At 68.8% G+C, this 16418-nt stretch carries 17 protein-coding genes; 13 read left to right on the forward strand and 4 right to left on the reverse strand.

Features of this window, described 5'->3' with window-relative positions:
* The first annotated feature begins 12 nt into the window (after nucleotides 1-12).
* The 3 genes from IE307_RS28875 to IE307_RS28885 are packed head-to-tail and all read left to right on the forward strand — an operon-like array spanning nucleotide 13 to nucleotide 2982.
* The gene (locus IE307_RS28875) at nucleotides 13-1071 is read left to right on the forward strand and encodes an SDR family oxidoreductase (RefSeq protein ID WP_191302502.1); all 1059 of its coding nucleotides are present in this window, start codon (nucleotides 13-15) and stop codon (nucleotides 1069-1071) included.
* Nucleotides 1068-2711 carry a fatty acyl-AMP ligase gene (locus tag IE307_RS28880; protein WP_191302503.1) on the forward strand — a complete coding sequence of 548 codons (1644 nt, stop codon included), beginning with the start codon at nucleotides 1068-1070 and terminating at the stop codon, nucleotides 2709-2711. The genes IE307_RS28875 and IE307_RS28880 overlap by 4 nt, the downstream gene beginning before the upstream one ends.
* Nucleotides 2704-2982, forward strand: coding sequence for an acyl carrier protein (locus IE307_RS28885; RefSeq protein WP_191302504.1), 279 nt, complete (start codon nucleotides 2704-2706; stop codon nucleotides 2980-2982). Before IE307_RS28880 ends, IE307_RS28885 begins: the two co-directional genes overlap by 8 nt.
* On the opposite strand, the gene IE307_RS28890 is transcribed toward IE307_RS28885, so the two are convergent.
* The 3 genes from IE307_RS28890 to IE307_RS28900 form a co-directional block, all read right to left on the reverse strand.
* Nucleotides 2929-4014, reverse strand: a complete 1086-nt coding sequence (locus tag IE307_RS28890) for an NADH-quinone oxidoreductase subunit D (protein ID WP_229905151.1) — start codon at nucleotides 4012-4014, stop codon at nucleotides 2929-2931. The genes IE307_RS28885 and IE307_RS28890 overlap by 54 nt on opposite strands.
* A 31-nt stretch (nucleotides 4015-4045) precedes the next feature.
* Complete coding sequence (locus tag IE307_RS28895) at nucleotides 4046-4468, reverse strand: DUF1203 domain-containing protein (RefSeq protein WP_191302505.1); 423 nt, start codon at nucleotides 4466-4468, stop codon at nucleotides 4046-4048.
* Between the two features lie 246 nt (nucleotides 4469-4714).
* A complete protein-coding gene (locus IE307_RS28900; protein WP_229905152.1) occupies nucleotides 4715-5632 on the reverse strand; it encodes an SAM-dependent methyltransferase in 918 nt (305 codons plus the stop codon).
* A gap of 107 nt (nucleotides 5633-5739) precedes the next feature.
* On the opposite strand from IE307_RS28900, the gene IE307_RS28905 reads away from it, so the two are divergent.
* The 5 genes from IE307_RS28905 (at nucleotide 5740) to IE307_RS28925 (ending at nucleotide 10017) form a co-directional block, all read left to right on the forward strand.
* Nucleotides 5740-6843 (forward strand): PrsW family intramembrane metalloprotease, encoded by a 1104-nt coding sequence (locus IE307_RS28905; protein ID WP_191302559.1) that lies wholly within the window; start codon nucleotides 5740-5742, stop codon nucleotides 6841-6843.
* 102 nt (nucleotides 6844-6945) lie between these two features.
* Nucleotides 6946-7836, forward strand: coding sequence for a Rossmann-like and DUF2520 domain-containing protein (locus IE307_RS28910; RefSeq protein WP_191302507.1), 891 nt, complete (start codon nucleotides 6946-6948; stop codon nucleotides 7834-7836).
* 13 nt (nucleotides 7837-7849) lie between these two features.
* The gene (gene panC / locus IE307_RS28915; protein WP_373306047.1) at nucleotides 7850-8728 is read left to right on the forward strand and encodes a pantoate--beta-alanine ligase; all 879 of its coding nucleotides are present in this window, start codon (nucleotides 7850-7852) and stop codon (nucleotides 8726-8728) included.
* Nucleotides 8729-8738: 10 nt separating this feature from the next.
* Nucleotides 8739-9209 carry an aspartate 1-decarboxylase gene (gene panD, locus IE307_RS28920; RefSeq protein ID WP_191302509.1) on the forward strand — a complete coding sequence of 157 codons (471 nt, stop codon included), beginning with the start codon at nucleotides 8739-8741 and terminating at the stop codon, nucleotides 9207-9209.
* A 10-nt stretch (nucleotides 9210-9219) separates the two neighbouring features.
* On the forward strand, nucleotides 9220-10017 hold the full coding sequence (locus IE307_RS28925; protein ID WP_191302510.1) for a type III pantothenate kinase: 798 nt from the start codon (nucleotides 9220-9222) through the stop codon (nucleotides 10015-10017).
* On the opposite strand, the gene IE307_RS28930 is transcribed toward IE307_RS28925, so the two are convergent.
* Nucleotides 10007-10765: a class I SAM-dependent methyltransferase gene (locus IE307_RS28930; protein WP_191302511.1), complete on the reverse strand. Its 759-nt coding sequence runs from the start codon at nucleotides 10763-10765 to the stop codon at nucleotides 10007-10009. The two genes, IE307_RS28925 and IE307_RS28930, sit on opposite strands and share 11 nt — an antisense overlap.
* Nucleotides 10766-11107: 342 nt before the next feature.
* Here IE307_RS28930 and lysS point away from each other — a divergent pair, with 342 nt between their 5' ends.
* From lysS to IE307_RS28955, 5 genes are all read left to right on the forward strand, one after another.
* A complete protein-coding gene (gene lysS / locus IE307_RS28935) occupies nucleotides 11108-12562 on the forward strand; it encodes a lysine--tRNA ligase (RefSeq protein WP_191302560.1) in 1455 nt (484 codons plus the stop codon).
* Between the two features lie 114 nt (nucleotides 12563-12676).
* Entirely contained in the window at nucleotides 12677-13027 is a 351-nt protein-coding gene (locus IE307_RS28940) for a histone-like nucleoid-structuring protein Lsr2 (protein WP_191302512.1), read from the forward strand.
* 292 nt (nucleotides 13028-13319) lie between these two features.
* Nucleotides 13320-14312 (forward strand): FecCD family ABC transporter permease, encoded by a 993-nt coding sequence (locus IE307_RS28945; RefSeq protein WP_191302513.1) that lies wholly within the window; start codon nucleotides 13320-13322, stop codon nucleotides 14310-14312.
* Nucleotides 14309-15397 (forward strand): FecCD family ABC transporter permease, encoded by a 1089-nt coding sequence (locus tag IE307_RS28950; RefSeq protein WP_191302514.1) that lies wholly within the window; start codon nucleotides 14309-14311, stop codon nucleotides 15395-15397. The genes IE307_RS28945 and IE307_RS28950 overlap by 4 nt, the downstream gene beginning before the upstream one ends.
* A complete protein-coding gene (locus IE307_RS28955) occupies nucleotides 15394-16191 on the forward strand; it encodes an ABC transporter ATP-binding protein (RefSeq protein ID WP_191302515.1) in 798 nt (265 codons plus the stop codon). Before IE307_RS28950 ends, IE307_RS28955 begins: the two co-directional genes overlap by 4 nt.
* The last annotated feature ends 227 nt before the right edge of the window (nucleotides 16192-16418 follow it).

The following is a 16418-nucleotide window of genomic DNA, read 5'->3' on the forward strand; positions in this document are numbered from 1 at the left end:
GAAGGTTGTTTTATGTCAGTTCACGTGGTAGACGGCGCCAATGGTTTTGTCGGATCTCACCTGATCGGTGCTCTTGTGGCGCGCGGCGACTCGGTGATTGCATTGGCGCGTGCCAGTGAGGAAGTCTGCCGGCGAAAGGTGGCGGACGCGCTGAGCACGCTCCATCTGGACCCCGGACTGGTGGAGAAGGTGCAGTTCAGGCCGTTCTCGCTGGTCGAGCCTGACCTCGGTTTGCCGACGTCCGAGGTGTTCGCCGAACCGTGCGCCTATTGGCACAGCGCCGCGCTCATCACGTTCTTTCCACGTCGTGAGGAAGAACTGCGTACCGTCAACGTGGAGGGGTCCGCGAACGTGGAGAGGACGTTCTCGCGGCATTCCCGTGCCGGTTCCAGGTTCATCCACATCAGCACCGCTTACCAGAACGGGACCGGTGGAGGCAGAGCGCGGGAGGACTGGCCCGAGCCCGCTCACCCGTCCGCGTTCAGAAATGACTACGAACACTCCAAGAGAATGGCGGAAATTCAACTTTCGCGGTCGGCACTAGTGCAGAACGGTGACGCTCTCGTCGCTCGACTGGGTGTCATGGTCGGTCATTCGGGCACCGGGCGCGCGTTGTCGGATCTGGGGATCTACGACTTCCTCAGGGTCATCGCGATGTTCGCGCGGCGCACACCCGGCGAGCGGGTCCGCTTCGTCTGCCACCCGAGGGCGGCGCTGCACCTGACACCGATCGACGGCACCGTGGACCGGCTGCTCGCGCTGGCCGCAGGCTCCTTCGACCGCCCCGTCCGGCACGTCGTGAACAGGGTGACAGTGCCGGTCGCTGACCTGTTCGCCGCCATCTCCGCGCACCTGCCCGTCGAACTGGTCGCCGTCACCGCCGCCGACGTCGAGGCCGAGCCGTTCAGCCGGTTCGAGGCGATCGTCAACATGCGCTGCAAGTACACCTCGCCCTACCTGCGCTTCGAGTACGACTTCGAGTGCCACGACGACGCCTCGCCGCCGCCCGTCACGCCTCGGATCCTCGACCTGCTCATCTCCTGGTACGTCCGAGAGGGGCTGCCCGCATGACGGACTTCATCACCGGTTTCCACGCCCGTGCGCGTGAGGACCGCACGGTCACCTACCTGCCCGACGGACGGCCACCGGTGGTGATGACCCACGCCGACCTCGACAGACGTGCCAGATCCGTGGCCGGCTGGCTGCGCGGCACCGGCCTCGCGGACAGTCCCGTCCTGCTGCTGCACCCGGCGGGGCTCGACTTCCTCACCGCGTTCCTCGGCTGCCTCTACGCGGGCGCCGTCGCGGTTCCCGCGCCACTGCCGCTGTCGGTGTCCCGGATCGACCGCGTGAACAGGCTGGCCGAGGACTCCGGCGCGCGTCTCGTGCTCACGACCGATGCCCACGTCGAGGCGCTGAGCGCCCTTTCGGCCAGGACGTTCGACACCGCCGACCTGGTGCCGCCGGTGGAGGTGCGTCCTGACGACGTCGCCTACCTCCAGTACACGTCGGGCTCGACCGGGCATCCACGTGGCGTCGAGGTCACCCACGGCGGCCTGACGCACAACCTCGAACTGTTCGCGAAGGTCAGCGGTTCCACGCCCGTCCGCAGGATCGCGGGCTGGCTGCCGCACCACCACGACATGGGCCTGGTCGGACTGCTGCTGCAGGCGTTGCACGCGGAGGCCGACCTGGTCCTGCTCTCGCCGGAGGCGGTGATCGCGCGCCCGATCCGCTGGCTGCGCGCCATCAGCGACCACCGGGCGGACTGGACCGTCGCGCCGGACTTCGGTTACTCGTGGACGACCCGCAGGGTCAGCGACGCCGACCTCGCGGAACTGGACCTCTCCTGCCTGACCATGGCCGTCAGCGGTGCCGAGCCGATCCGGATCTCCACGCTCGACGCGTTCGCCGACCGGTTCGCGGCCGCGGGTTTCCGGCGCGACGCGTTGAACCCCGGCTACGGCCTCGCGGAGTCGACGCTCGTGGTCACCTGCACCGTTCGCGGTCGTGGGCCGACCGTGCGGACCTTCACCCCGCAGTCGCTCGCCGCCGGGAAGGTCGTCGGCGCACCGGACGGCGTGCCGCTGGTCGGGTGCGGAGAACCGGACGGCCTGGCGGTGCGCGTGGTGGACCCGGTCACGCGGCAGGGCAGGGAACCCGGCGAGATCGGCGAGGTGGAGGTGGCGGGGCCGAGCCTCGCGGCGGGCTACCACGGCGACCCGGCCGCGACCGCCGCCACGTTCGTCACCGGGCTGGACGGCCGCTGGTTGCGCACCGGCGACCTGGGGATGCTCTTCGAGGGACAGCTGTACATCACCGGGCGGCTCAAGGAAGTCCTCGTCGTCAACGGCCGCAACCTGTACCCGCAGGACGTCGAGACCGCCGCCAGGGAAGCGCACCCGGACGCGGGCACCGGCGCGGCCTTCGGCGTGCGGGACGCAGACTCGGGTGAGCACGTCGTCCTCGTGCAGGAGATGCGTCGCGCCACGCAGGGCGACCCCCGCTCGTTCGCCGGCACCGTGCTCCAGGCGGTGACCAGGGAGTTCGGCGTGTCCGCGAGCGTCGTGGTCGTCAGGTCGAACGCCGTGCGCCACACCACGAGCGGCAAGGTCCGGCGCGGGCACATGCGCGACCTGTTCCTCGCCGGCGAGTTGACCGCGCTGCACAGCGTTCTGACCCCGAGCACCCAGGAGGCCCTCCGTGGCTGAGGAGGCACTGACCGGCTGGCTCGTCGACGCGGTCGCCGGTTACCTGGCCGTTCCCGCGTCGCGGATCGGCACGGGCGTTCCGTTGCAGGCGCTCGGCCTCGACTCCGTGCACGCGATGGCGTTGTGCGTGGACATCGAGGCCCGCTGGGGAGTCCTGGTCGAACCCACGCTGGCCTACGACCACCCGACGATCAACGCCATCGCCGAGCACCTGGGATCACTTGTCGATGTCGCCGACGATCACGGCGAACGAGCTCAGGACCGCGGGTAGGTCGTCCACCCGCGTGCCGGGCAGCAACGCCGACAGCGCCTGGACGTTGTTGAACGACGGCGTGCGGAGCTTGAGCCGCCACGGCGTCTTCTCGCCGCGCGACGACAGGTGCACCCCCGAGGTGCCGAGCGGCGCTTCGACGCGCGTGTAGACGGAACCCTCCGGGGCCTTGATCGCCTTGGGGAGCCTCAGGTTCACCGGGCCCTGCGGCAGTTGCTCCAGGCAGGCCGCGGCCAGCTCGACCGACTTGGTGGTTTCGTCGAGGAGGCAACGGACGCGGGCGGCCGCGTCGCCCCCGGTCCTGACGACGGGAGTGAAACCGAGGGCCCTGTAGGCGGGCAACGGGTCGTCGCGGCGCAGGTCGAAGTCCACGCCGCTGGCCCGGCCGATCGGCCCGGTGACGCCGTACGCCAGCGCGTCCTCGTGCGGCAGGACGCCGAGCCCCTGGAGCTTCTCGAAGTCGACGGGCAGCGTTGCCGTGTCCACAGTGGACAGGAAGTCGGCGACCCTGGACGTCCAGCCCGCCGGGACGTCCTCGCGCAGCCCGCCGATCCGGTTGAACATGAAGTGGATGCGCCCACCCGACGCTTCTTCCATGAGCGCCTGCACGCCCTCGCGGTACACGGCGGCGTTGGGGGACAACGGGGTCAGGAACACCATGTGCGCCATCAGCCGGTTCAGCTCACACAGCAGCGCACGCAACCACTGCGCGCGCGCCGGGACGTCCATGCCCGTCATGCGCTCGACGGCCAACGCGACCGCGAGCTCGTTGCAGAACGCCGAAAGCCAGTCGTGCCGGTTCGCGAGCGTCAGCACCTGGCGGTAGTCGCGCACCTCGAACAGCTTCTCGGCGCCGCGGTGCAGGTGCCCGACGAGCGGTTCGGCGGCGGTGATCACCAGGTCCGGCGTGACGGTGAGGCGCAGGCGGTAGGCGCCGTGGGCCGACGGGTGCAGGGGACCGAGGTCGATCACGCGGTCCACGCCCAGGTACCGGGCGCCCGCACCCACGCCGACGGTGATCTGCTCGCTCACCCCAGCATGGTTTCACGGCGCCCGGCGCGGCTCAGGCCCTGGTGATCGCGAAGAAGAAGCACCCGTGCGACACGCTCCGAACCTGCACGGCCTCGATCGAAGGATCGTTGAACAATCCCTCAATCACACGATCGAACGACCCAGGCTCCACCACCTCACCGTCATGGATCTGACCTGCGGCGTTGTAGGAACGTAGGATCCGCGGATTGTTCAACAACTCAACAGGCAAACGATCCAACAAAATCGAGCCCGGACATTCCACGTGCGTGAAGATCGGCCCGACCTCGGCGTACGGCCCCTTGCCGAACGGCGGCGAGTACCGGAACAACCACACCGGCTCACCTTCCAGCGACTTCCGCAGGCAACAACGCAACGGCACGCCGGGCTCAGACGCGCGGTACTCACGGCCGGGGTCGGAGAAGGAGTCGGTGGGCGACACGGTGTGGATTCGCATGCCTCCACGGTGGTCTTCCCGCCCCCGGAAAGCTGGCGGGATTCGGACGCCAGGACGGCAGCAGGTCAGGTCCGCCACGGCCACGCCGCTTCGGGCAGCAGCCACCTCAACCCGCCGCCCCGCAAGGATCTCGCGGGAATCAGGCCTGCCACGCCCACGCCGCGTCCGTTCAACAGCCGGCCGAACCCACCGAGGCACGGGGGATCGCCCCGGCCCGCGCGGCCGACTTCGGTCAGTCCTAGCCGGTCACTCCTCAACCGGAAAGCCGGCGGGATCGGGACGCCAGGGCGGCAGCGCGGGCATCAGATCCGCCACAGCCACCCCGCATCCGTGCAGCAGCCACCCGAACCCACCGAGCCCCGCCGGATCACGCAACTCCGCAACCCGCCCAGCCCGCGCCGCCGACTCCAACCAGTCCCACCCAGATCCGGCAGCAGCCCCAACCACCCCCAAGGCCCGCAACGCATCCCGCTGCGACACCAGAACCCAGTCACCCCCGGCAGCCTCCGCACACGAGTCGAACGCGACATGCGCAGTGACGTCGCAAGACCCGTCGAACACCGGCTCCACCTGCCGCCCCTCCCGATAACCGGTCAGGGTGAACCTCCGCGACGACTCCAGATGCCCGTAGTCGATCGCCAGCGCCGCCCCGCGCACCGACGCGACCGCCGCAGCCCAGGCAGCGTCCCGGGGCGCCCCCACCTCAGCCATCGAGCCGTCCTCCAACGACGGCCACCACCGCTCAATCCACGGATCGGCCGAAGGCCCGGTCACCACCGGACAGGGAACCGAGTCGAGCCACTCGTGCCCGACCAGCAACCCGACACACGACGGGATCGACGTGGCCCACTCGACACCGGGCAACTCCACAGGCGGCCCGAGTTCGACGGCGGTCACCCGAAGACGAGACGCGAGGGACCCCGAGGCCAGCGACCGCACCGCGAAGGCCAGCTCACCACCACCCGCACCGACGTCCACGAAGTCCACGACCGGGGGAAACCCCAGGCAGGCATCCACTCGGGACAGCAACGTCAGCAGGGCCTCGGCCAGCTCCGGACCGACCAGCGGAGACGTCCGGAAGTGCGACGACGGCTTCTCGCCGCGCGCGAAGAAGCCGGAAGGGCCGTACAACGCGGCGTGCCAAGCGGCTTCCCAGTCCAACACCGGACAAGTGTGCATCTAAGGTCATTTCCGTGACCGACGCCGACCTCACACCGACGCCGACGCCGACGCCGGGTGCGACGCCGACTGCGACGCACACCAAGAAGCGCATCGAGCAGCGCCGCTGGACCGTCCTGTTCCCGGTCGTGGCGCTGATCGCGCTGGCCGCGGCGGGGCTGGTGCTGTTCGCGCTGGGCACGTCGAGCATCGGCATCGAGCCGCTGCTGGTGGGTGCCGCCGCGGCGCTGATCCCCGTCGCGTTCGTGGTGAGCGCGTTCCTGTGGATCGACCGCTGGGAGCCGGAGCCGGCGAAGATGCTTCTCTTCGCGTTCGTCTGGGGTTCGTGCGGCGCGACGATCAGCTCGCTCGCGTTCAACCAGACGTCCAGGGTGCTGGGCGATCTGCTGACGAACGACGGCACGACGTTCACCGCCGTCGTGGGCGCGCCGATCGTCGAGGAGGCCACCAAGGCCGTGTTCCTCATCGCCGTGTTCATGCGGCGCAGGCACGAGTTCGACGGTGTCGTGGACGGCATGGTCTACGCGGGCATCACGGCCGCGGGCTTCGCGTTCACCGAGAACATCTGGTACTTCGGCCGGGTCTTCCTCGAGAACGGGCTCGGCAACATGGGCGGCGGCGTGATCGCGCTGTTCGTGCTGCGCGGGGTGCTGTCGCCGTTCGCGCACCCGCTGTTCACGGCCATGACGGGCATCGGCGTCGGCATCGCGGCGACCACCAGCAACTCCACGGTCCGGGTCATCGCGCCGATCGGCGGTTACCTCACGGCCGTCGGGCTGCACTCGCTGTGGAACTTCTCGACGACCGTCGGCACCGGGTCGGACTTCATCAACCTGTACTTCCTGATCATGGTGCCGGTGTTCGCCGGCGCCGTCTCGATCGTGGTCTGGCAGAGGCGCAGGGAACAGCGGATCGTCGCCGGGCAGCTCGCCGCGATGGCGCAGAACCGGTGGATCGCCAACAGCGAGGTGGCCCTGCTGGCCAGCCTCAACGGCCGCAGGAACTGGCTTCGGGCGGTCAAGCGCAAGTCGGGTGACACGTCGGTCAAGGCCGTGCGGAGCTACCAGATCGCCGTCACCGAACTGGCCTTCCTGCGGCACCGCATCGAACAGGGAACGGCCGGTCAGAGCGCCGAGCAGCGCCACGGGGTGCTGCTCGACACCCTGCACGCCGCCAGGGCGGCCGCCCGCCGGTGAATCCGGTCACCGACGGGCTCAACCGGCACGCGGCGGGATTACCCTCGGCGGCGTCGTCCGGTACCCGCACCAGGGACTGGAACGTCAGAAGGAGTTAGTCGCATGGACGCGACCCCACGTCCGGCGAGGCTCGCCGTCGGTGTCATCTCGGCAGGCCGCGTCGGCTCCGTGCTGGGCGCCGCGCTGGCCAGAACGGGCCACGTGGTGACCGGCGTCTCCGCCGTCTCCCAGGCCTCCCGCGACCGCGCGGACGAGCTGCTGCCCGGCGTCGAGATCGCCGACCCCACCGAGGTCGCCGCGCGCGCCGACCTCGTGCTGCTGGCCGTGCCGGACGACGAGCTGGAAGGCCTGGTCAAGGGCCTCGTCGCCACCCGGTCGCTCCGGGCGGGCCAGATCGTCGTGCACACCAGCGGAGCTCAGGGCGTGAAGGTCCTCGAACCCGCTGCCGCGCTGGGCGCTCTCACGCTCGCGCTGCACCCCGTCATGACGTTCACCGGCCGCCAGGAGGACCTGCAGCGGATGAGCGCCGCGTGCGTCGGCGTCACGGCCGCGGACGGCGACGAGGTGGCCTGGAGCGTCGGCGAGGCGCTGGTAGTCGAGATGGACGCGGAACCGGTCAGGGTGCCGGAGGCCGTCCGCCCGCTCTACCACGCGGCGCTGGCCCACGGCGCGAACCACCTGATCACGCTGGTCCGCGACGCCGCGGACCTGCTCACGAACGCCGGCGTCGCCAACGCCGAACGCCTGCTCGGCCCGCTCCTGTCGGCCGCGCTCGACAACGCGCTGCGCCACGGCGACAGGGCCCTCACCGGTCCGGTCGCCCGAGGCGACACGGGTACCTTGCGCAAGCACCTCGGCGTGCTCGCGCAGGAGGCGCCCGAGACCCTGCCCGGCTACCGCGTGCTCGCCCGCCGCACCGCGGACCGGGCCGAACGCGCAGGGCTGCTCAAGCCCGACGCGGCCAACGACGTTCGCACCACTCTTGAGGACTGACGTGACGAAGCCACTGACCAAGGACGACTTCCGCCCGGACGACGTCACGGTGCACCGCGACCCCGAGCGGCTCAACAGGGTCATCAGGGCCCTGCGGGGCGCCGGGCGCAACGTCGCGCTGGTGCCCACGATGGGCGCCCTGCACGCGGGCCACCGCCAGCTGATCCGCGAGGCGAAGGTCATGCAGAACACGGTGGTCGTCGTGTCGATCTTCGTGAACCCGTTGCAGTTCGGGCCGAACGAGGACCTCGCGAAGTACCCGCGCCAGTTCGAGTCCGATGTGGACATCTGCCGCGAGGAGCGCGTGGGCATCGTCTTCGCGCCGTCGGCGGAGGACATGTACCCCGAGGGCGCGCAGGTCACCGTGAACCCCGGTCCGCTGGGCGACGAGTTGGAGGGCGCCGTGCGCCCCGGCCACTTCGCCGGCGTGCTGACGGTCGTGTCGAAGCTGTTCAACATCGTGCAGCCCACGTACGCGGTGTTCGGGCAGAAGGACTACCAGCAGCTGCAGCTCATCCACCGGATGGCGCGCGACCTGAACTTCCCGCTCGACGTCGTCGGCGTGCCGACCGTGCGCGAGCACGACGGCCTCGCGCTGTCGTCCCGCAACGCCTACCTGACCCCGGAGCAGCGCCACCAGGCCGTGACGCTGTCGGCCGCGCTGACGGCCGGCGCGCACGTGTCGGCGCTGGGCGCGGACGCGGTGCTCAAGGCCGCGCACGACGTGCTGGCGCAGTCGCCCGAGGTCGAACTGGACTACCTGGAGCTGCGCGGGCCCGACCTCGGTCCCGCGCCGGAGAACGGCGACGCCCGGCTGCTGCTCGCGGCCCGCGTCGGTTCCACCCGCCTGATCGACAACATCGCGGTGTTGCTCGGCGAAGGCGACGAGTAGGGGGAATGCCATGTTCCGCACGATGCTGAAGTCCAAGATCCACCGGGCCACCGTGACGCAGGCCGACCTGCACTACGTCGGCTCGGTGACGGTGGACGAGGACCTGATGGAGGCCGCCGACCTGCTGGCGGGCGAACAGGTCGCCATCGTCGACGTCACCAACGGCGCGCGCCTGGAGACGTACGTCATCCCCGGCGAGCGCGGCACCGGCGTGCTGGGCATCAACGGCGCGGCGGCGCACCTCGTGCACCCCGGCGACATCGTGATCCTGATCGCGTACGGGCAGATGGACGACGCCGAGTCGCGCGCCTACAAGCCGCGCGTGGTCTTCGTGGACGCCGACAACAAGGTCGTCGACCTCGGCTCCGACCCCGCCCACGCCCCCGAGGGGTCCGGGCTGGTGAACGGCTCCACGAGCGCGCCCTCTTCTGAGACCGTTGAGGCGACCGCGCTGGACGCGCTGATCAAGACCGAGAACTGAGGAACACACCGTGCTGCTCGCCATCGACGTCGGCAACACCAACATCGTGCTCGGTCTGTACGACGGGGTCGGCGACTCGGCCCCGCTCGTGCGCGACTGGCGCATGCGCACCGACGCCAGGATGACCGCCGACGAACTCGCGCTGACCATGCGCGGCCTGCTCGGCGAGTACGCCGACAAGATCACCGGCATCTCCGCGCTGTCCACCGTGCCCGCGGTGCTGCGCGAGCTGCGGGTCATGCTCGGCCGCTACTACGACGCCGTGCCGAAGATCCTGGTGGAGCCGGGCGTGAAGACCGGCGTCCCGCTGCTCGTCGACAACCCGAAGGAGGTGGGCTCGGACCGCGTGATCAACACGCTGGCCGCGCACCACCTCTACGCGACGTCGTGCATCGTCGTCGACTTCGGCACGTCCACGAACCTCGACGTGATCTCGTCGCGCGGCGAGTTCCTCGGCGGCGCGCTGGCACCCGGCATCGAGATCTCGGTCGACGCCCTGGCCTCCCGCGCCGCCCAGCTGCGCAAGGTCGAGCTGATCAAGCCCCGCAACGTGATCGGCAAGAACACCGTGGAGTGCCTGCAGTCCGGCATCGTCTACGGGTTCGTCGGCCAGGTGGACGGGCTGGTGCGCAAGATCACCGAGGAGCTCCAGCAGACCGATCCCGGCCCCGTGACGGTCATCGCCACGGGCGGTCTCGCCCCGCTGGTCGTCTCCGAGTCCTCGACGATCGCGCACCACGTGCCCGACCTGACCCTGCTGGGGTTGCGCATGGTCTTCGAGCGCAACATGCCCGCCGTCACTCGCTGACGCGCACCATCCGGTAGACCTCCGCGCGCAAGGGGACGTCGAACGGCCCGTTCGACGTCTCCGGCCGTGCGCGGAGGAACGCCAGCATCTTCTCGTTGATCGCGGCCCGTTCCTCGTCGTCGATGACGAGGATGCGCGAGTGCGTGTTGATCCACGCGATCGCCGCCTCCGGGGAGTCCCGGCGGTGGCTGTGCGGGAAGGAGGCGTGCTCCTCCGGCGTGAAGGACGGGTGCGCCGTGATCGCGACGGGATCGTGCCGCTGCGACTCGACGCTGCTCAGCGACACCTGCTCCAGCTCGCGCACCCACTCGACGTCCGCGACCGGCTCGGCCCACAGCAACGCCAGCACCCCGCCCGGCCGCAGCACGCGGGCGATCTCCGGCAGCGCCTTCTCCTGGTCGAACCAGTGGAACGCGGTGGCGACGAACACCGCGTCGACTGTCTGGTCGGGAACGGGGATGTGCTCAGCATGACCCGGCAGCGCGCGCACGCCGTGAACGCGGCGCACCAGCTCGGACAACATCTGCTCGTTGGGTTCCACGGCTGTCACGCAGTGGCCCTCCGCCATCAGGCCCGCGGTCAGCTTGCCGGTGCCGGCGGCGAGGTCGAGCACGTCGAGGCGCTCGGTCCTGTCGCCCAGGGGCTCCAGAGCCCACCGGATCGCCGCCACGGGATAGTCAGGCCGGTGTTCGGCGTAGGCCTCCGCCTGCGCGCCGAACGAGTCCGCTCGCCTCGCGTGTAGATCCATCCGTCCAACCTAGTGGCGTGGCCCAGCCCGTTGGCGGGCGGATTCACGCTCAGCAGGGCGCGTCGCGGCACCGCCCCCACGCCCCCGTACAACCAGTACGAGGGCGTGGGGGCGGCACCACGACACACCCGTCTGACCGCGAATCCACCCGGCAACGTTCTGGCCACACCACTGGTGAGAAGACCAGCGCACATGTTGGTCTGGTCGGACCGAACTGCCGATCTTCCAGCCAATTAGCGGTATCCGGTTCGCTTTGACTTCGCGCGTGTCCGTACCCTTCTCCGCGTGAGTGAGCAGCCGAAGCAAAACCTCGTGACCAGCGAAGAAGACCTGCCAGAGCAGATGCGCGTGCGCCGGGAGAAGCGTGCGCGGCTGCTCGCTTCCGGTAAGGAGCCGTATCCCGTCGAAGTCGCGCGCACGCACACGTTGCGCGAGATTCGCGATGCCCACCCGGAACTCGAACCCGACACGCAGACCGGCCAGCAGGTCGGCGTCACCGGGCGCGTGATGTTCATGCGCAACACCGGAAAGCTGTGCTTCGCGACGTTGCGCGAAGGCGACGGCACGGAACTGCAGGCGATGCTGAGCCTCGCCGGTGTCGGTGAAGAAGCGCTTTCCGAGTGGAAGACCGACGTCGACCTCGGCGACCACGTTTTCGTGAGCGGTGAGGTCATCAGCTCTCGCCGCGGCGAGCTTTCCGTGATGGCCGACGGCTGGCAGCTGACGTCGAAGTCGTTGCGCCCGTTGCCGGTCGCGCACAAGGAACTCGGCGAGGAAACGCGCATTCGTCAGCGGTACGTCGACCTGATCCTCAGGCCGATGGCGCGCGATACTGTTCGGACCCGTGCGAACGTCGTTCGTTCTCTGCGCGACTCGTTCCACCGGCGTGGATTCCTCGAAGTCGAGACGCCGATGTTGCAGACGCTGCAGGGTGGTGCCAGCGCGCGTCCGTTCATCACGCACTCGAACGCGCTCGACATCGACCTGTTCCTGCGCATCGCGCCGGAGCTGTACTTGAAGCGTTGCGTCGTCGGCGGCATCGAGAAGGTCTTCGAGATCAACCGCAACTTCCGCAACGAAGGCGTCGACTCGTCGCATTCGCCCGAGTTTTCGATGCTCGAGTACTACGAGGCGTACGCCACGTACGACTCGAACGCGGTACTCACGCGCGAGCTGATCCAGGAAGCCGCGGAAGCGGTGACGGGTTCTCAGATCGTCACGTTGGCGGACGGCAGCGAGTACGACCTCTCGGGTGAATGGACGACTCTGAGCATCTACGAGTCGTTGTCCGGAGCAGTTGGTGAGGAAATCACCCCGGAGACGCCGGCGGAGGCGCTGCGCAAGCTTTGTGACCGCCACGAACTCGAGGTGAACCCGAAGTTCGGCCACGGCAAGCTCGTCGAGGAGCTGTGGGAGCACCTGGTGTGCGGCTCGCTGCACGAGCCCACGTTCGTGCGGGACTACCCGGTCGAGACGTCCCCCCTGACCAGGCAGCACCGCACCAAGCCGGGTGTCGCCGAAAAGTGGGATCTGTACGTGCGCGGATTCGAACTGGGAACCGGTTACTCCGAACTGGTCGACCCGGTCATCGAGCGGGAACGCCTGGAAGCGCAGGCGCGTCTTGCGGCCGCCGGTGACCACGAGGCCATGCCGATCGACGAAGACTTTCTGCGATCACTGGAGTACGGAATGCCACCGAGTGGTGGTGTCGGAATGGGTATCGATCGGCTGCTGATGGCCCTCACGGGTCTGGGTATCCGGGAGACCATCTTGTTCCCGCTCGTTCGCCCTGAATGAGTAACTTTCCGGATGTCGATAGGTGCAATGCGGCAACCGTGCGCTAACCTGCGTCGCAGAAGGCTTTAGTTGGCGACGCGGGTGACCGCGCATTCGGGGTCCTGGAGGATACGCATGGCGCAGAAGGTCACGGTGACCCTCGTCGACGATCTGGACGGTTCCACTGCTGAGGAGACCGTCGAGTTCGGACTGGACGGTGTCAGCTACACGATCGACCTTTCCTCCGGCAATGCGGGCAAACTGAGGGACGCACTTGCCGACTTCGTGGGAAGTGCACGTCGCGCCGGTGGTCGTAAGCGCATCGGGCCCGGTCGTCCGCCCGGCACTGTGAAGGCGCGTCCGGCTTCGGCGGATCGTGAGCAGAACCAGGCCATTCGCGAGTGGGCCCGCAAGCAGGGCATGAAGGTGTCGGACCGCGGCCGCATCCCGGCCGAGGTGCTCGACGCCTACCACCAGCAGGGCTGAAATTCGGTAAAACACGAAGGGGTTCCGGGGATGATTCCTCGGAACCCCTTCGTGTTATTTGGGTGACTGCTCAACTACCGCAGAGTGCCCGGCGGTAGAACGGTGCTGCCCAAACGACATGGTTTTACGGCTGATCTTTTAGTTGATCCGGCAACGGGTTGATATTTCTCGTCGTTGTCCTCAACGTCCCCCGCGATGCGGGGATGTGACCAGGACTTCGTGCCGGTGCCTCGGACGTCTCAGCTGGTTCGGTTAGGCTTACCTCTCCTGTCGGGAGCTAGGAGGGTGGGCCTTGGGTCGTAGGTCGTTGGGCCTGCTCTTCCTGCTGGTCGTGCTGGTCGCCGTGTGCCTGGCGAGCATCGCGATCGGCTCGAAGGAGATCCCGCTTTCCGGGGTGTGGCACGGTCTCTTCACGCCGACCGGTGCCGAGGACGACGTGGTGATCCGCGAGCTGCGGATCCCGCGGACGGTGCTCGGCATCGCGGTGGGCATCGCACTGGGTGTCGGTGGCGCTTTGATGCAGGGCCACACGCGCAATCCGCTGGCCGATCCCGGCATCCTCGGCGTCACGCACGGCGCGGCGCTGGCGGTCGTGCTCTCGATCTTCCTGCTCGGCGTGAACTCGCTGGTCGGCTACATCTGGTTCGCCTTCGCCGGCGCGATGATCGCGAGCGTCCTCGTGTTCCTGCTCGGGTCGGCCGGTCGCGGCGGGCCGTCCCCGGTGACGCTGGCACTGGCCGGCGCCGCCGTCTCCGCGTTGATGAACGGCCTCGTGTCGGCGATCGTGCTGCTCGACCAGCAGTCGCTCGACGCGTTCCGGTTCTGGCAGGTCGGCGCGATCGCCGGACGCGACCTGACGGTCCTGACGCAGGTGGCGCCGTTCCTGTTCGCCGGCCTGGTCATCGCCGCGTTCAACGCGCCGGGCCTCAACGCCATGTCCCTGGGCGAGGACGTGGCCAAGTCGCTGGGCGTCGACACCGGCAAGACGCGGACCCTGGGCATCCTCGCCATCACGCTGCTGGTCGGCGGGGCCGTCGCCGCGTGCGGTCCGATCGGGTTCCTGGGCCTCGTGGTGCCGCACGTCGCACGCGCGTTCACCGGCCCGGACTACCGCTGGATCCTGCCGTACTCGGCGCTGCTCGGGGCGATCCTGATCCTGTTCGCCGACATCGTCGGCAGGGTGGTCGCCCGTCCCTCCGAAGTGGAGGTCGGCGTGATGCTGGCGCTGATCGGCGCTCCGTTCTTCATCTTCCTGGTGCGGCGCAAGAAGCTGGTGAAGATTTGACCACCGCGACCAAGACCCCCGCGAGTCCCGCGGCCAAGGCGCCCGCCCTGAGGCTGGGCGCCGCCTCGTTCCGCCTGCGCCGCCGCCCGCTGCTGGTCGTGGCGGTCTCTCTCGTGGTGCTGGCGGCGCTGCTGGTCGTCGACATCATGATCGGCGACTTCCCGCTGACCGCCGCCCAGGTCGTCGACACGCTGCTCGGCGGCGGCACGCGCCGCGACCAGTTCGTCGTCATGGAACTGCGGATGCCCCGCGCCCTGACCGGCCTGCTGGTCGGCGGCGCACTCGGGTTGTCCGGCGCGATCTTCCAGGCCATCGTGCGCAACCCGCTGGCCTCACCCGACATCCTGGGCGTGACCTGGGGAGCGGGCGCCGGCGCGGTCTCGGTCATCACCTTCGCGGGATCGCTGGGCGTGGTGACCGGCAGCGCGGCGTCGATCGGCGTCCCCCTGGCGGGCCTCGCCGGCGGCCTGTTCGCGGGCCTGCTCGTCTACGCGCTGGCGTGGCGGCAGGGCATCGAGGGCTTCCGGATGGTGCTGGTCGGCATCGGCATCACCGCCGTGGCCGGCAACTTCACGCACTACCTGCTGACCGTCGGCGACGTGCAGGACGCCGGCCGGGCGATGGTGTGGATCACCGGATCCCTGAACGGCCGCGGCTGGGAACACGTCGTCCCCGTCGCCCTGGCCCTGGCCGTGCTCGTGCCCGTCGCGCTGATCGGCGGCCACGTCCTCGGCGCCCTGCAGTTCGACGACCAGACCTCCCGCGGCCTGGGCATCCGCGTCAACGTGGCGCGGTCGTTCCTGATCGTCGTGGCGATCGTGCTGGCCTCCGTGGCCACTGCCGCCGCCGGCCCGATCGCGTTCGTGGCACTGGCTTCGCCGCAGATCGCCCTGCGGCTGTCCGGCACCGCGCAGCCGCCGTTGTTCGGCTCCGTGGTGATCGGTGGCGCGCTGGTCATGTTGTCGGACCTGGTGGCGCGGACCATCTACCGGACCGAACTGCCGGTCGGCGTCGTCACGGCCGTGCTCGGTGCGCCCTATCTGATGTTCCTGCTGATCCGAAGCCGCCGGGAGGCGCGGGTATGAGTGTGCGTCTTGAGGCTTCGTCGTTGTCGATCGGCTACGGGGAGCGGTTGGTCGTCGATTCGCTCGACCTGTCGATCTTCGACGGGACCGTGACCGCGGTGATCGGGCCCAACGGGTGTGGCAAGTCGACCCTGTTGAAGGCTTTGGGGCGGTTGTTGCCTGCTCGGTCTGGTGCGGTGTTGCTGGACGGGCAGAAGATCGCTTCGCTGTCCACTCGGGATGTTGCTCGTGTGTTGGGGATGTTGCCGCAGGCTCCGTCGGCGCCTGAGGGGCTGACGGTGGCTGATCTCGTTGCTCGGGGGCGGCATCCGCATCAGGCTTGGTATCGGCAGTGGTCCTCGGATGATGCGGCTGCCGTTGATGCTGCGTTGTCGATGACCGGGATTCTGGATCTTGCTGATCGGACCGTGGACGAGCTGTCCGGGGGGCAGCGGCAGCGGGCTTGGATTTCCATGGCGTTGGCGCAGGGTACGGATCTGTTGTTGTTGGACGAGCCGACTACGTACCTGGATTTGGCTCATCAGATCGATGTGCTGGATTTGGTGCAGGAGCTGCACGCGTCTATGGGGCGCACCATTGTGATGGTGTTGCACGACTTGAACTTGGCTGCTCGGTATGCGGACAACATCGTTGCGATGCGGGGTGGGCGGATCGTGGCTCAGGGGACGCCTGGGGAGGTGTTGACGGAGGAGATGTTGCTGGAGGTGTTCGGGTTGGATGCCCGGGTTGTGGAGGATCCGGTTTCTGGGACTCCGTTGGTGGTGCCGGTGGGGTCTCGGCATCGGTTGCCTTGAGTTTTCTGGTCCCCTGTTGCGTGCGGCGTGTTGCGGTTGCGTGCTTTCCCCTGGGGGCTCTGCCCCCAGACCCCCGGCAATCTGATCCGGGGGGTGGCGCCGTGAGTGGGTTGATGGCACGCCTGTTGCGTTGGGCGGCTGTCTGTTTCGTAGTTGGGTTGCGTTGGCGGTGGGGTCCCGTCACAAGTCGCACCAGGAGCTGGCCACATGCAGGTAGGGGTGTCAAC

This window comes from Lentzea cavernae (assembly GCF_014653695.1).
Taxonomy (GTDB): Bacteria; Actinomycetota; Actinomycetes; order Mycobacteriales; family Pseudonocardiaceae; genus Lentzea; species Lentzea cavernae.

Coding starts and splice junctions, on each gene's coding strand:
- IE307_RS28875 (WP_191302502.1), top strand. CDS start 13: ATGTCAGTTCACGTGGTAGACGGCGCCAATGGTTTTGTCGGATCTCAC.
- IE307_RS28880 (WP_191302503.1), top strand. CDS start 1,068: ATGACGGACTTCATCACCGGTTTCCACGCCCGTGCGCGTGAGGACCGC.
- IE307_RS28895 (WP_191302505.1), bottom strand. CDS start 4,468: ATGCGAATCCACACCGTGTCGCCCACCGACTCCTTCTCCGACCCCGGC.
- IE307_RS28910 (WP_191302507.1), top strand. CDS start 6,946: ATGGACGCGACCCCACGTCCGGCGAGGCTCGCCGTCGGTGTCATCTCG.
- panD (WP_191302509.1), top strand. CDS start 8,739: ATGTTCCGCACGATGCTGAAGTCCAAGATCCACCGGGCCACCGTGACG.
- IE307_RS28930 (WP_191302511.1), bottom strand. CDS start 10,765: ATGGATCTACACGCGAGGCGAGCGGACTCGTTCGGCGCGCAGGCGGAG.
- lysS (WP_191302560.1), top strand. CDS start 11,108: ATGCGCGTGCGCCGGGAGAAGCGTGCGCGGCTGCTCGCTTCCGGTAAG.
- IE307_RS28940 (WP_191302512.1), top strand. CDS start 12,677: ATGGCGCAGAAGGTCACGGTGACCCTCGTCGACGATCTGGACGGTTCC.
- IE307_RS28955 (WP_191302515.1), top strand. CDS start 15,394: ATGAGTGTGCGTCTTGAGGCTTCGTCGTTGTCGATCGGCTACGGGGAG.